This window comes from Saccharothrix sp. 6-C (assembly GCF_016695385.1).
GTDB classification, from domain to species: domain Bacteria; phylum Actinomycetota; class Actinomycetes; order Mycobacteriales; family Pseudonocardiaceae; genus Actinosynnema; species Actinosynnema texasense.
Window position 1 is genome coordinate 8,842,994 of sequence record NZ_CP064192.1, and the last position, 14,937, is coordinate 8,857,930.

11 protein-coding genes are annotated in these 14,937 nt (G+C 72.1%); 2 read left to right on the forward strand and 9 right to left on the reverse strand.

Annotated elements, in window-relative coordinates; translation table 11 throughout:
* Positions 1 to 182 precede the first annotated feature (182 nt).
* The gene (locus IOD16_RS38835) at positions 183 to 1,775 is read right to left on the reverse strand and encodes a vWA domain-containing protein (RefSeq protein WP_201438273.1); all 1,593 of its coding nucleotides are present in this window, start codon (positions 1,773 to 1,775) and stop codon (positions 183 to 185) included.
* A gap of 170 nt (positions 1,776 to 1,945) precedes the next feature.
* Here IOD16_RS38835 and mgrA point away from each other — a divergent pair, with 170 nt between their 5' ends.
* The gene (gene mgrA, locus IOD16_RS38840) at positions 1,946 to 2,974 is read left to right on the forward strand and encodes an L-glyceraldehyde 3-phosphate reductase (protein WP_201438274.1); all 1,029 of its coding nucleotides are present in this window, start codon (positions 1,946 to 1,948) and stop codon (positions 2,972 to 2,974) included.
* Here mgrA and IOD16_RS38845 read toward each other — a convergent pair.
* The 3 genes from IOD16_RS38845 to IOD16_RS38855 all read right to left on the reverse strand — a co-directional run bounded on the left by IOD16_RS38845 (position 2,971) and on the right by IOD16_RS38855 (position 6,418).
* Positions 2,971 to 4,368 carry a sensor histidine kinase gene (locus IOD16_RS38845; RefSeq protein ID WP_236594630.1) on the reverse strand — a complete coding sequence of 466 codons (1,398 nt, stop codon included), beginning with the start codon at positions 4,366 to 4,368 and terminating at the stop codon, positions 2,971 to 2,973. The genes mgrA and IOD16_RS38845 overlap by 4 nt on opposite strands.
* Complete coding sequence (locus IOD16_RS38850) at positions 4,365 to 5,066, reverse strand: response regulator transcription factor (protein WP_201438275.1); 702 nt, start codon at positions 5,064 to 5,066, stop codon at positions 4,365 to 4,367. The genes IOD16_RS38845 and IOD16_RS38850 overlap by 4 nt, the downstream gene beginning before the upstream one ends.
* A gap of 299 nt (positions 5,067 to 5,365) precedes the next feature.
* Positions 5,366 to 6,418 (reverse strand): ADP-ribosylglycohydrolase family protein, encoded by a 1,053-nt coding sequence (locus IOD16_RS38855; protein ID WP_123744442.1) that lies wholly within the window; start codon positions 6,416 to 6,418, stop codon positions 5,366 to 5,368.
* Between the two features lie 186 nt (positions 6,419 to 6,604).
* On the opposite strand from IOD16_RS38855, the gene IOD16_RS38860 reads away from it, so the two are divergent.
* Positions 6,605 to 9,397: an AfsR/SARP family transcriptional regulator gene (locus tag IOD16_RS38860; RefSeq protein ID WP_201438276.1), complete on the forward strand. Its 2,793-nt coding sequence runs from the start codon at positions 6,605 to 6,607 to the stop codon at positions 9,395 to 9,397.
* A gap of 473 nt (positions 9,398 to 9,870) precedes the next feature.
* On the opposite strand, the gene IOD16_RS38865 is transcribed toward IOD16_RS38860, so the two are convergent.
* The 5 genes from IOD16_RS38865 to IOD16_RS38885 all read right to left on the reverse strand — a co-directional run bounded on the left by IOD16_RS38865 (position 9,871) and on the right by IOD16_RS38885 (position 14,937).
* Positions 9,871 to 10,635, reverse strand: coding sequence for an SGNH/GDSL hydrolase family protein (locus IOD16_RS38865; protein ID WP_201438277.1), 765 nt, complete (start codon positions 10,633 to 10,635; stop codon positions 9,871 to 9,873).
* 210 nt (positions 10,636 to 10,845) lie between these two features.
* Positions 10,846 to 11,835, reverse strand: a complete 990-nt coding sequence (locus IOD16_RS38870; RefSeq protein ID WP_201438278.1) for an N-acetylglucosamine kinase — start codon at positions 11,833 to 11,835, stop codon at positions 10,846 to 10,848.
* On the reverse strand, positions 11,832 to 13,103 hold the full coding sequence (locus tag IOD16_RS38875; RefSeq protein WP_201438279.1) for a 6-phospho-beta-glucosidase: 1,272 nt from the start codon (positions 13,101 to 13,103) through the stop codon (positions 11,832 to 11,834). Before IOD16_RS38875 ends, IOD16_RS38870 begins: the two co-directional genes overlap by 4 nt.
* On the reverse strand, positions 13,100 to 13,960 hold the full coding sequence (locus IOD16_RS38880) for a carbohydrate ABC transporter permease (protein ID WP_236594631.1): 861 nt from the start codon (positions 13,958 to 13,960) through the stop codon (positions 13,100 to 13,102). Before IOD16_RS38880 ends, IOD16_RS38875 begins: the two co-directional genes overlap by 4 nt.
* Positions 13,957 to 14,937 (reverse strand): carbohydrate ABC transporter permease, encoded by a 981-nt coding sequence (locus IOD16_RS38885; RefSeq protein WP_201438280.1) that lies wholly within the window; start codon positions 14,935 to 14,937, stop codon positions 13,957 to 13,959. Before IOD16_RS38885 ends, IOD16_RS38880 begins: the two co-directional genes overlap by 4 nt.

A 14,937-nucleotide genomic window follows, 5' to 3' on the forward strand; every position in this document is an offset into this window, starting at 1 on the left:
GGCCGTTGGTTCATGATCATACCGCCTCTCCGGCCCCTCGCGCGCGGGCCGAGGGCTCGTGGGCCACCGTCCGGGATGCCGCCGCGGAGACGTGGTCACCGGCGGCGTCCCGCCGAAGCCGTCCGGACGTGGTCGCGGCCCGTGCCGGGCAGGCACGGGCCGCGACCCGCTCAGGCGCGGTGCTACTCCCGGTCGGTGATGACCTGGTAGGCGACGCCGCCGTGGTCCTCGCCCTCGACGAACTGGACGAGGTTCGTCAGGTACTCGCCCGGCGCCTCCGGGGTGAAGGTGAGCTCCGCGGTGAACCGCTCACCCGGCAGGAGCGGCACGCCGAACAGCGCCGCCCGCTTCGGGTCGAGCTGGAACGCGGTCTCGCCGACCTGCTTCACGCCCTCGGCCTGGCCGCCGCCGGCGCGCCAGCGCTCGAACAGGCGCGGGCCGAGGTCGATCACCACGGTGCCCGCCACCGGCTTCTCACCGGTCAGCACGAGGTCGGTCCTGACCTCCCGCTCGGTCCCGTTGCCCAGCGCGAACCAGCCCTTCACCGGCTGGAACACCTTGCCCCGCACGGTGACCAGGTTCTTCCACGCGATGTTGTTGTTGTTCTTGGTGTTCAGCGCGGTGTTGGAGCCCTCGGCGAAGGTCATCGGGTCCGTCGCCGACACCCAGCGCGCCAGCAGGCAGAAGTGGCCGGGCCCCGGGACGCTCGTCCACGGGATCTTCGCCACCGTGCCGCCGGTGGGCACGGTCAGCGACTGCTGGCCGATGGAGACCCAGTCGCCGTTGGTGACGTTGTTCCACGTCGTGCCGCCACCGGTGGGCGTGCGGTAGACCTTCAGCGTGCCGGTGCTCGCGGCGGAGGCGTTGTTCAGCCGCACGTGGATGATGTTCGTCGCGCCGACGACCGGCTGGATGCCCGCGCAGTCCGCGGTGGTCGGGCAGACCTTGATGTCCGGGCTGTTCCACACCGTCCCGTTCGGGTTCGGCTCGGCGCCCGTGTCGGTCACCTGGTCGCGGATGACCACGTCGGTCTGCCGGCAGTCCGACAGGAGCTTGCGGATCGCGTCCGCCGTGCCCGCGCCCGCGGCCGTCGTCTGCGTGAACACGCCGCCGGTCGTGGAGGCGTAGTTCTGCATGATCGGCGTGATCACCGGCGTGTAGGTGGCCGACGTCGGCACGTACACCGGCGAGATCTTGATGCCCTTGCCGAGGGCGTCGTTCGCCCGCTGCGCGGCGTTCGCGACGTCCACCGCCGCGTGCACGTTGTCGAACCCGCCGGGACGGGCGTCGGTCACCAGCACCACGAACTTCATGGCGTTCGACCGCCACAGGCCGCCGAAGTCGACGTTCTGCGGCCGGCCGGCCGCGGGCAGGTTGTTCACGACCGTGTTCAACGCCTCGTCGGACGCCTCCGGCTCGCTGCCGCCCGCGCTCGCGGCGAGGGTGTTGGTGACGTAGCTCGTCACGGCCGCCGCGTTGCCGGGCGCGAGGGTGTTATGGACGGTGATGTTGTCCTTGAACGTGACCAGGCCGAGCCGGTAGTCCCCGCCGGACGCCGAGACGACGTCGCCCACGATGGCGTTGATGCCGGTCTTGAGGTTCGCGATGGCCCCGCCCATGCTGCCGGTGTCGTCGAGGACGAACGCGACGTCGAGGGGGCCGCACGGTGCGGCCGCGGGGGCAGGGGCGGCCACCGCGGGGGAGGTGAGCTGGACGGCTGAGGCGGTCAGGGCGGCGACGGCTAACAGCGTGCCGCGTCTGAGTGAGCGACGCATGTGATCTTCTTCCGCTCGCGCGTCCGGACGCAGGGGTCCGGGAGCCTGGACACCGATGTCCGGGCACACCAGGCGGATGATCGGGAGATCGGCGGAATACCGTCCGATGGGAGCAACTTCGCCGCTGGTCCCGGGCGGCAAACGGCAGCCGGGCGTGCCAGGGTGGGGAGGTGGACCACCTTCCAGACGCTTCGCGGTACGACCGGATGACCTACCGGCGGTGCGGGCGCAGCGGGCTGGACTTGCCCGCCGTGTCGCTCGGGCTGTGGCACAACTTCGGCGACGACCGGCCGTACGGGACGAGCCGGGCGATCGTGCGGCGGGCGTTCGACCTCGGGGTCACGCACTTCGACCTGGCCGACAACTACGGCCCGCCCTACGGGTCGGCCGAGGTCAACTTCGGCCGGATGGTGGCCGACGACCTGCGGCCGCACCGCGACGAGCTGGTGATCTCCACCAAGGCGGGCTACGACATGTGGCCCGGGCCGTACGGCGAGTGGGGCTCCCGCAAGCACCTGCTGTCCTCGTTGGACCAGTCGCTGTCCCGGCTCGGCCTGGACCACGTCGACGTCTTCTACTCGCACCGCTTCGACCCCGACACGCCGCTGGAGGAGACGATCGGCGCGCTGGTCACCGCGGTGCAGCGGGGCAAGGCGCTCTACGTCGGCGTCTCGTCCTACTCGGCGGCGAAGACCCGCGAGGCGGCCGAGCTGCTGCGCTCGGCGGGCGTGCCGCTGCTGATCCACCAGCCGTCCTACTCGATGCTCAACCGCTGGATCGAGACCGACCTGCTCGACGCGCTGGGCGGGCTGGGCGTCGGCTGCATCGCGTTCTCGCCGCTGGCGCAGGGGATGCTGACCGACAAGTACCTGCACGGCGTGCCGGCCGGCTCGCGCGCCACCCAGGGCAAGTCGCTGTCCGAGGACCTGCTGAGCGAGGCGAACCTGGCGCACGTGCGGGCGTTGAACGAGATCGCGGCCTCCCGCGGCCAGTCGCTGGCGCAGCTCGCGCTCTCCTGGGCGTTGCGCGACGAGCGGGTCACGTCGGTGCTCGTCGGCGCGAGCAGCGTCGAGCAGCTGGAGGCGAACGTGGCCGCGCTGGACGGCCCGCCGCTCACCGACGACGAGCTGGCCCGGATCGACGTGCACGCGGTCGACTCGGGCATCGACCTGTGGGCCGAGTCGTCCAACGCCGGTTAGCGCGGCAACGTCACGGTGAACTCCGTGGAGCCCGGCCGGCTGGTCAGCTCCACCGTGCCGCCGTGCGCGGCGACCAGGGAGTGCACCACCGCCAGCCCCAGCCCGCTGCCGCCCCGGTCACGCGTGCGCGAGTCGTCCACGCGGTAGAACCGGTCGAAGATCCGCGACCGGTCGGCGGCCGGGATGCCGGGGCCGGTGTCACCCACCCGCAGCACGGCCGACGCGTCCCGCGCGGACACCGAGACCGAGATGGACGTGCCCGCCGGGGTGTGCACGGCGGCGTTGGTGAGCAGGTTGTCCACCACCTGCCGCAGCCGCAGCGGGTCGAACGCCATCCGCACCGGCTCGTCCGGCGCGGTCAGCGTCAGCGGGTGGGTCGGCCGGGCCGCCCGGAACGCGTCCGCCGCCTCCCGGGCCAGCGCCGCCAGGTCGCCGTCGGCCAACCGCAGCGGCGTCTCCACCTCCGCCGAGTCCAGCCGGGCGAGCAGCAGCAGGTCGTCCAGCAGCACGGTCATCCGCGCCGCCTCCGACCGCAGCTTCTCCAGGTGCGCCTCGCGTTCCTCCGGCGCGTTCGCCGCCGCGTACCGGAACAGGTCCGCGTAACCCCGGATCGACGTCAACGGCGTGCGCAGCTCGTGCGACGCGTCCGCGATGAACCGCCGCAACCGCTGCTCGGCGGCCGTGCGCGCGGCCAGTGACGTGTCGATGTGGTCCAGCATCGTGTTGAACGCGGTGCGCAGCTCCTCGACCTCCGCGCCGACGGCGCCGCCCTCCGCGCGCACCGGCAGCCGGGCGGAGTCGGTCAGGTCGTGCGACGTGATGTCGTGCGCGGTCCGGGCCATGTCGCTCAACGGCTGCAACCCGCGCCGCAGCACCGCCCGGCCGATCACCACGAGCGCGACCAGCGCGAGCAGGAACGTGGCCACCTCCACGATCACCAGCTGCCGCACGGTCGTGGTGATGTCGTTCATCGGCGCCGCGCTGACCAGCACCACGCCCTTGGACACCCCGCACCCGCGCAGCCGGTACGTCCCGTCGCCGTGCAGGTACTCCGTCCGGTACACCGGTGTGCGGCCGTCGACCTGCAACGCCACCTCGGTCAGCTCGGCGTCGTCGGCGGGCAGGTCGTCGCGGTTCCTCGGCGTGGCCGTGCCGTCCCGCACGTCGTAGATGACCGAGTACCAGCCGTAGGCCGCGCCCTTGAGCGTGCCGTCCTTGGCGTAGTCCTTCTTCAGCGAGATCTGGGTCGTCTCCATCTGCGCGTCGAGCCGGTGCTCCAGGTACTCCTGCATGCTCCGCGCCATCACCGTGCCGACGACCGCGAACACCGCCAGCGCCAGCGCGCCCAGGCCCAGTGCCAGCCGCGTGCCCAGGCGCAGGCGGCGTCGGGTCACTCCGCGGCTCGCCGCAGCACGTAGCCCACGCCGCGCACGGTGTGGATCAGCGGCTCGCCGGCGCTGTCGTCCAGCTTGCGCCGCAGGTGCGAGACGACCAGCTCGACCACGTTGGACCGGCCGCCGAAGTCGTACTCCCACACGTGGTCGAGGATCTGCGCCTTGGTCAGCACGGCGGGGGAGCGGCGCATCAGGTAGCGCAGCAGCTCGTACTCGGTGGGCGTGAGCGTGACGAGCTTCCCGGCGCGGCGCACCTCGCGGGTGTCCTCGTCCATGACCAGGTCGGACACCTTCAGCACGGACCGCTTCCACGTCGGCCCGGTCGACCGCCGCAGCACGGCCCGCAGCCGGGCCATCAGCTCCTCCACGGAGAACGGCTTGACGAGGTAGTCGTCGCCGCCGCGGGTCAGGCCCGCGACCCGGTCCGCGGTGCCGTCCCGCGCGGTCAGGAACACCACCGGCACCATCGCGCCCGTCGAGCGCAGGCGGTCCAGCACGGTGAAGCCGTCGAGGTCGGGCAGCATCAGGTCGAGCACCACGATGTCGGGGCGGAAGTCGGCGGCGGTCCGCAACGCGGCCTCGCCGCTGCCGGCGGTCACCGCCTGCCAGCCCTCGTACCGCGCCACCGTCGCCACGAGGTCCGCGATGTGCGGCTCGTCGTCCACCACGAGCAGCCGAACCGAAGTGCCCTTGTCCACCCGCCCATGGTGCGGCACCGCCCACCCGGCGGGCGAGGGCGTCGGCCGGCCGGCGGGCCGATCAACAGCCAGTCGACAGGTTCGCGACAGGGTGTGCCGGGAAGTGGGGCGGTTCACAGGATCGCGGAGGTGGGCCGCCTGTGATTGCCCACACGCTCTCTGCTACGGTTCCGCCACGGGTTTTCCCGCTCCACGGCCAGGTCAGCCGGGTTCCGCGCTCGGGGCGTGTCCCTGCGCAGACCGCGTGGAGAGCCGGCCTCGGTCGCACGCTTTCGGGAACGTGCGTGCCGAGGCCGGCTTCATTCTTCTCCGGCCCCGTAGCGGGCGTAGTCGAACTCCTCGCCGATCACCGAGCGGCCCAGGTCCGAGCCGAGCCGGGTCAGCAGGTCCACCAGTTCCAGGCCCGCGAGCCAGTCGCGCGGCAACGCCGAGGTGCCGTGCAGCGCGCCCAGGACGTTGCCGGTGAGCGCGGCCGTGGCGTCGCTGCCTCCGGAGTGGTTGGCCGCCGCGCGCAGAGCGTCCACGAACTGCGACCGCTTCGGGTACACCAGGACCGTGTGCACGGCGATGGCCAGCGCCTCCGGGCCCGTCCAGCCGCTGCCCAGGCGGTCGACGCGGACGGAGTCGAAGCCGAGCGCCTTGTGCTCGTCGGCGAAGACGACGGCCCGGTTGAGCGTGTTCGCCGTGTACGGGTCGTCGCGCAGCACCCGGCCGATGACCTGGTCCACGGCCTCCCGGATCGGCCGGCCGCGCACCGCCAGCAGGTGGATGAGCAGCGCGAACGCCCCGCCGGACACCCAGCCGCCGGTGCCGCCGTGGGTCAGCGCGGCGAACCGGCAGCCCAGGTCGTAGGCGATCTCGGCGCTCGGCGCGAACCCGGCCGGCGCGGTGCGGGTGACGCCGTTGCAGCCGGACGACTCGTTGTGCGGCTCCTCGGGGGTGGGCGGTGTGTCCGCGGCCAGCGCGCGCAGGCACGTCAGGCCCGGCGACCGGCTGGAGTACAGCCGCTCGTCGCCCACCAGCCCCACCGCGCCCGGCTCGGGCGCGGCCACCTGCTGGGTGATCAACCAGCGGCGGTAGCTGCGCCAGACGACCTCGATGGGGTCCCACTCGCCGGTGGTCCGGCCGCGCACCCACGCCCGCAGGTAGCCGTCGGCGGTGAAGAGGGTGAGCTGGGTGTCGTCGGTGACCAGCGCGGGACGCGGTGGCGCCAGCACGCCTTCCGGGCCGTGGTCGCGCTGGATGTCCGCCCACCCGAGGTACTGGATGGGTGCGCCGAGGGCGTCGCCCAGCGCGCCGCCCAGCAGGCACGCCGCGCCGCGGTCGACCACGTTCATCGGCTCGCGCGGCACTTGCCCTCCTGCACTCGCCCAGAACTCGGCCGGGACGTCCGGGGCCAGAACCCTAGCCGTCGGGACGCCCGTCCGGTCATGGGAGCACGACTAGTTGAGCAAGCAACATTTACTCACAGGTATCCAACGGCCCGCCCGGCGCACCTGATCCAGTGACCGAGCCGTGGCGCAGAGGCGGGGGAGGGCATGGTCGACCGGAGCAAGAGCGGGCTGGAGTTCGGCGTTCTCGGACCGTTGCAGGTGCTCGCGGACGGCCGGCAGCTCGTCATCGGCCGCAAGGGGATGCGCGGCCTGCTCGCGATGCTGGTGCTGGAGGCCAACCGGGTCGTCCCGATCGACGAGATCGTGGACAGCCTCTGGGCCGACGAGCCGCCCGCGACGGCCAGGACGATCGTGCACGGCTACGTGTCGCGGCTGCGCCGGATGCTGGAGCAGGCCGACCCGGCGGGCTCGGCCCGGATCCTCACCACCCCGCCCGGCTACCAGCTCTCGGTCGACCCGTGGCGACTGGACTTCCACCGCGCCCGGCAGCTCGTGTCGAGCGCGCGCGGCAAACCCGCCCCGATCCGCGCGCAGCTGCTGCGCGAATCGCTCGGCCTGTGGCGCGGCCAGGTGCTGGCGGACGTGCCCGGCGACCCGGTCACCTCCGACCTGGAGGAGCTTCGGCTTGCCGCAGTGGAAGAGCGCATCGAGGCCGAGCTGGAACTGGGCCGCCACCTCGAACTCGTCGGCGAGCTGCGGCAGCTGGTCAACGACCACCCGTTCCGGGAACGGCTCGTCGGCCACATGATGCGCGCCCTGTACCGGTCGGGTCAGCGCGCCGACGCGTTGGAGGCCTACCAGCGCTTCCACCGGCGCGTGGTGGACGAGCTGGGCATCGACCCCGGCCCCGGCCTGCGCGTGCTGCACGAGCAGGTGCTCCGCGACGACCCGGCGCTCAGCTCACCCGGCCTGGCGGAACCCGCCCTCGTGCCACCGCGGCCGGGCGTGGTCGTGCCGGCCCAGCTGCCCGCCGCGGCCAGCGGCTTCATCGGCCGCGACGAGGAACTGGCCTGGCTGGACCGCCTGTGCGACTCGCGCGACCTGGCCGCCACCACCATCGCCGTGGTCAACGGGGCGGCGGGCATCGGCAAGAGCGAGCTCGCCGTCACCTGGGGGCACCGCCGGGCCGAGCAGTTCCCGGACGGCCTCCTCTTCGCCTCCCTGAACGGCTTCGCCCCCGACCGCGACCCGGTCGAGCCCGCCGAGGTCCTGGCCCGCTTCCTGCTCGCGCTCGGCGTGCCCGCCGACGGCGTCCCCCGCGACCTGGACGACCGCGTCGGCCTGTACCGCTCGGTGCTGGCCAAGCGGCGCGTGCTGGTCGTCCTGGACGACGCCTGGGACCCCGAGCACGTGCGCCTGCTGCTGCCGCCCGGCGCCGGGTCCGTCGTCCTCGTGACCAGCCGCAGGCGCCTGGAGTCCCTGGTCGTCAGCAACGGCGCCCGGATGCTCACGCTGGACACGCTGTCCGACGAGGAGGCCGTCCGCCTGGTCGACGAGGTCGTCGGCAAACCGCTGTCCGACCAGGAACCGGCGGCCACCCGCATGCTGGTGGAGCTGTGCGGCAACCTGCCCTTGGCGCTGCGCGTCGCCGCCGCCAAGCTCGTCTTCAGTCCCGAGTGGACAGTGGAAGCCCTGGTGGCCCAGCTCTCCGACGACGCCGCGCGCCTGCGCACCCTCGACCTCGCCGACACCGGTGTCGGCGTGGAACGCGCCTTGGCGGTGTCCTACCGCAACCTCCCGCCGGAACTGGCCGAGACCTTCCGCGCCGCGGGCCTCGTCCCCGGCCGCTGGGTGAGCCCGCACGCCATCGCCGCCGTCTGCGACATCGACCTGGGCACCGCCGCCGCCCGCCTGGCCGACCTCGCCGACGCCCACCTGCTCGTGGAGCAGTGGCGGGGCGGCTTCGTCCTGCACGACCTGGTCCGCCTCTACGCCCGCGGCGTGGTCGAGCACCGGGAACGCGGCCTGCGCCGCCTGATGGACCACTACCTGTGCGCCTGCGACCACGCCCGACGCCTGATCAGACCGGCGTCGGACGGCCTCGACTTCACCTGCGTCTCCACCACCCCCAAGCCCGCCACCTCGTCACAGGCGCTGTCCTGGTTCGACAAGGAGTGGTCCAACCTCATCGCGCTCGTGCACGCGGGCTCGGAGGCAGGCCTCCACGTGCGGGTCTGGCAGCTCGTGCGCCTCGTCCACACCTACTGCGTGACCAGGCTCGTCAGCCGGGAGTGGCAGGGCGTGGCCGAGTTCGGCCTCGCCTCGGCCCGCGTGATCGGCGACCGTCGCGGCGAGATGCTCGTGCTCAACGCCATGCACGACGTCAACAACCGCGCCGGAACCCTGCGCGGCACCCTCGACCAGGCCCGGCTGGCCCACCGGCTGGCCGTGGAGTCCGCCGAACCCCGCTACCTGGTCATGACGCTGGACCAGCTCGCCCTGGCCCTCCTCGCCGAGGACCGGGTGGACGAAGCCCTCGGCCACTACCGGGAAGCCGTCGACCTGGCCCGCCGCGACGGTGACGCCCTCGGCGAAGCCACGGTGCTGAACAACCTGGCCCAGGTGGAGCAACGACTCGGCCACCGCGAATCGGCGGCCCGACACCAATACCAGGCAATGGAGATCTACCACCGAAACGGCGACGAGCGGGCTTATGCCGTGGCGATGAACAACCTGGCCGAGCTCTACGCCGAACTGGACCTCTTGTCGGAAGCCGAAGAACACGCCCGGCAAGGGGTGGAACTGGCGCGGGGCGGCTCGATGCAGTTCGAGGAGGCGTTCGGCCGCCAGGTGCTGGGCACGGTGCTGGCAAGACGGGGAGAACGCGTCGCCGCGCAAGCGGAGCTCGCGGAATCGCTTCGGTTGTTCGTACGCCTCGGCTCCCCGCGCGCGATGTTGGTCCGAACGGCTCTTGAAGCGTTGACCTCCGAGGTTTAGCCGCTGTTTAGCTGCACCGGGCGAAGTCGTGGGAACTTGGAGACGCGCCGATCCGTCGAGTCGCGGTCGGCGCCGGGTGGCTCTTGGTAGGGGGAACCAGGGGGGAAGCCACCCAACCCCGACTGGCCGGCGTTCGGGGGAGAGCGCCGGCCAGTCGGCTTTCAGCGAATCGCATCCCCCGACTCGCGGCCCGCCACTCAACGGCCACCAAGAACCCGCCCCAATGGACCCGCCCCCAATGGACCCGCCACCACCCCACCCAGGCCCGATTTGACCTGGGTTCGGGTGCTTTAGGCTGGTCGAAGCCGGGCAGGCTTGGCGGGCGCTTCATCCGCCAGGCCTGCCCGGCTTTGGCCTGCCTGGAGTGCCCGTAAGGGCCCCATGTCAAATCGAGCCGTCCCGGACCTCCCGGCAATTGCACAGCACTGCCGAACTCGGACGGAGAATCCGCTCATCGACCGCGAATCACATCGTCAATCGCAGACCGGCAGCAACTCCGGCCGCTTCGGCACCACCCCGTCACCCATCGACTCGCCCCGCAACTGCCGCCCGATCCACGGCACCACGTGTTCCCGCGCCCACTTCAGGTCGTGCCGCCGCTGCGTCATCCAGTCCTCGTCCACCAGCGGCGGCCAAGGGGTGTTCCACGCGTCGTCCGTCTCGACCCCCAGCACCTCGGCCGCCCGCAGCGCCACCCGCCGATGCCCTTCGGGTGACAGGTGCAGCCGGTCGGCGCTCCACGCGCGCCGGTCGTGCAGCACGTTCATCGACCACAGGTCGACCACCTTGCAGTGGTAGCGATCGGCCACCGACCACAGGTGGCTGTTGTAGATCGCGATCTTCCCGCGCAACGACCGCAGCAGCGGGGTGTGCTTCGGGTCGAACCCGGTGAAGATGACCACCTCCGCGCCGGCCGCCCGCAGGTCGGCCACCGCGATCTCGTACACCTCGGCCAACGCGTCCGCGTCGCTGCCGGGCACCAGGATGTCGTTCCCGCCGCCGCACAGCGTCACCAGCTTCGGCTTCAACGCCGTCGCCAACGGGATCTGCTCGTCCACGATCTCCTGCAGCATCTTGCCCCGGACGGCGAGGTTGGCGTACCGGAAACCCTGCTGCTCGGCCGACATCATCGCGGCCAGCCGGTCGGCCCACCCGACGTACGTCCCGTTCGGCGCCGGGTCGTCCATCCCCTCGGTGAAGCTGTCCCCCACCGCGACAAAACTGTCCAGGCCCTCCATGCGTCCCTCCACTCCGCGCGGCACCCCCATGACCGCGCAGAACAGCATGCAACGCCAAGTCCGCTCCACGCCACCGCCTCTTGGCGACGCTGTTACCAAGGTGTCACTCGGTGGTGTGAACGCGTGTCGGCAATGGGTGATTCATCAGGTTCGCCCACCCGAGTGCGGCAGAAATCACCGACCCGACCCGACCCGACCCACCCGCTCCTCCTACCCGACCCGCACCTCCGACTCGTACGCCGCGCGCAACCTCGACTCCGCCCCCGGCGACGCGCCCACCGCGTCCAACCCCAGCAACGCCGCACCCACCACCGGCGGCACGTCCACCACCCGCACCCGGGCCACCGGCGCGACCGCCCCCAACCGGGCCGCCACCGCGTCGACCACCACCCCGCCCGTCCCGGTCAGGACCCCGCCGCCGAGCACCACGTCCACCGGCTCCGCGAGCAGCTCCAACCGCGTCAAGGACACCCGTGCCAGCAGCACGACCTCCTCCACCAGCCGGTCCACCACCGACCGCGCCACCGCGTCACCGCCGGCCGCCACCTCGAACAGCACCGGGCACAGCGCGTTCGGGTCGAACTCCACCTCGCCGAGGTGCAGTCGCCGCACCGCCTCGGCGACCGTCGCCGTCCCGTAGTGCGCGACCACCGCGTCCAGCAGCGCCGTCGGCTCGCCCCGGCCGTCCTCGGCCCGCACGGCCAGCCACAACGCCTCCGACCCGAGGTGGCCGCCACCGCCCCAGTCGCCCGAGATGTGCCCGAGCGCCGGGAACCGGTGCGTCCGCCCGTCCGGCGCGACCGCGACGCAGTTGATGCCCGCCCCGCACACCACGGCCACGCCGATCCCGTCCGCCGTGCCGGCCCTGAGCAGCGCGAACGTGTCGTTGCCGACCGCGGACGTCCCGGACCACCCCTGCGCCTCGACCGCCGCGCGCAGCTCACGTTCTTCCTCGGGCAGATCCGCGCCGGCCAGGTAGGCCGCCGTGTGGGCGGCGATCAACCCCCCACCGGCCACCCCGGCGAGGCCCGCCGCCTCCCGCACCAACCGGTCGAACACCTCCAAGCTCCGCGCCACCCCCAGGTGCTGCGGTGACGCCCCCGGCCCGCGCACCCGGGCGAGCACCCGCCCGTCCACGTCCACGAGCGCCACGGCCGTCTTGCTGTTCCCGCCGTCGATGGCGAGCACCCGGTCGGTCACACCGATCCCCTCGCCCACGGCAGGAAGCCGGCGTTGCGCGCCACGAGCTCGTCGGCCAGCTTCTCGGCCGTCGCGTACTGCCCGATCAGCGGGTGGGCGAGCAGCGCGTCCGCCACCCGGTCGCGCCCTCCGCGCAGCGCCGCCTCCAGCGCCAGGTGCTCGTAGCCCGTCACGTGCGCGATCAGCCCCGCCACCGACGGCGGCACGGGCGGCACGGGCAGCGGCTTCGCGCCGTCGCCGTCGACCACCGCGGGCACCTCGATCACCGCGTCCTCGGGGAGGAACGGCAGCGTGCCGCCGTTGCGGACGTTCACCACGTGCTGCTCCGGCCCCGAGCCGCCGGTCAACGCGTGCACCAGCTGCACGGCCGCCTCCGAGTAGTACGCGCCCCCGCGTTGCGAGAGCTGCGCCGGTTTCGTCACCACCGCCACGTCCCCGTACAAGTCCAGCAGCTCCTTCTCCACCGCCGCGACCACCTCGGCGCGCGGCGGCTCGGTCCGCTGCTCGCGCACCACCTCGTCGTGCTCGTAGAAGTACTTCAGGTAGTACGAGGGGGCCATGCCCATGCGCCGCATCAGCGGCGCGGGCAGCCCGAGGTGCTCGGCCATCGCGTCACCGTGCCGGGCCAGCAGCTCCGGCAGCCGGTCGACGCCGTCCACGAACACGCCCGTCTCCCAGCTCAGGTGGTTGAGGCCGACGTGCTCCAGCCGCACCGACTCCGGTTCGACCCCGAGCAGCGCCGCCGTCCACCGCTGGAACGTGATCGCCACGTTGCACAGCCCGACCGCCCGGTGCCCTTCGGCCAGCAACGCCCGCGTCACGATCCCCACCGGGTTGGTGAAGTTCACGATCCACGTGTCCTCGCCGGCGACCTCGCGCACCCGCCGGGCGATGTCCAGCACCACCGGCACGGTCCGCAGCGCCTTGGCGAGCCCGCCCGCCCCGGTCGTCTCCTGCCCGACGCAGCCGCACACCAGCGGGAACGTCTCGTCGGACGCCCGGGCCGCCTGCCCGCCCACTCTGAGCTGCAACAACACCGCCGACGCCCCGTCGACTCCGCGTTGCAGGTCGGTGGTCGTGGTGACCCGCGCGGGATGCCCGGCGTGCTCCAGCAGCCGCTGCGAGAACGCCCCGACCACCTCCAGTCGCGACCGGTCCGGGTCCACGAGCACGATCTCGTCCACGTCGAGGCTGGTCCGCCGCCCCGCGATCCCGTCGACCAGCTCCGGCGTGTAGGTCGACCCGCCACCGACAACGGTGAGCTTCACCCCTTGACCCCCGTGAATGTGATGCCCTTGACGAAGGAGCGCTGCGCGAACGCGAACAGCACCACCGCCGGGACCATGATCAGCAACGTGACGGCCATGGCCAGGTTCCACTGCACGTGGTGCATGCCCTTGAAGGTCGACAGCGCCAACGACAGCGTCCACTGGTCCGGCTTCTCGCTCGTGTAGAGCAGCGGTCCGAAGTAGTCGTTCCAGGTGTAGAGGAAGCAGAACAGGGCGGTCGCCGCGATGCCCGGCCGCGCCATCGGCACGACGACCCGCAGCAGCGCCTGGAGCTCCGTGCAACCGTCCACCCGCGCCGCGTCCACATAGGACTGGGGGATGGTCAGGATGAACTGGCGCAGCAGGAAGATGCTGAAGGCGTCGAACAGGAAGTACGGCGCGATCAACGGCCACAGCGTGCCCGTCAGCCCGAGGCTCGACCACGTGTCGTACAGCGGCACGGCCACGACCTGCGGCGGCAGCATCATCGCGCCCACCACCAGCAGGAACACCACGTTGCGCCCACGCCACCGCAGCTTCGCCAGCGCGTAGGCCGCCGGCACCGAGCTGAGCACCATCCCGGCCGTGGCCAGCAGCGAGTACATCATGCTGTTGCCGAAGTACCTCAGCAGCGGGGCCTGCTCGAACACCTCCCCGAAGTTGCCCCAGTGCCACTCGCGGGGCCACAGCTCGCTGGTGAACGCCTGGCTGTCCGACATGACCGCGGTCAGGAAGACGAAGACGATCGGCAGCGTGAACATCAACCCGAGCGCGAGGCCGAGGCTGTGCACCGCCACCCAGTCCAGCGCCCTGCGCCACGCGAAGGGCCTGCGCCGCGCACCGACGGCCGCCGTCACGACTCCTCCTGGTAGGACGCCTTGCGCATCCGCTGCACCAACAACGCCGTCGCCGCGAACGAGACCACGAACAACACCGTCGCCATCGCCGCCGCGTAACCCATGTCGAAGTACCGGAACCCCTGCGTGTACAGCCACACCGGGAACGTGAGCGTCGAGTTCTCCGGGAACCCGAGCACCTTCGTCGAGCCCGTCACGTCCGCCGACCCGCTCGCCGCCGACCCCGCCACCACGGCCTGCGTGAACAGCTGCAACGCCAGGATGATCGAGTTCACCACGCCGAACGCCAGCACCGGCGAGATCGTCGGCAGGGTGATGTGCCACCACCGCCGCACGGGTCCCGCGCCGTCCAGCGAGGCCGCCTCGTACTGCTCCCGCGGCACGTCCAGGACCGCCGCCAAGAAGATGATCATCAGGTCGCCGGACACCCACAGCATGACCGCCGCGATCCCGGGCTTGGCCCACACCGGGTCGGCGAACCACAGCGGCCCCTCGATCCCGAACCGGCCCAGCAACGCGTCCAGCGGGCCCTCGTTCGGGCGCAGGACGAGGAAGAACACCAACGTCGCCGCGACCGGCGGCGCCAACGACGGCAGGTAGCACAACGTGCGCACCAGCCCCACGCCCGACTTCAGCCGGGCGATCACCGACGCCACGCCCAGCGCGAACACCACGCGTGCGACGGTCAGCACCACCACGAACCACAAGGTGTTCCACACCGCGGTGTGGAACAGCTCGTCGGAGAACATGTAGGCGTAGTTCTCCCAGCCGACCCACTCCGGCGGGTTGATCAGGTCGTACCTGGTGAACGAGAACCCGATCGTGGCGACCAGCGGGTAGCCGAAGAACAGCGCGAACCCGAGGATCGCGGGCGCCAGGAACGCCAGCACGGTCAGGCGGTGGCGGGCGCGGGCCCGTGACCGCCCCTTGGCGGGGGCGGTCCGCGCCACGTCCACGCGCTCCAGCGTGGCCGTCAC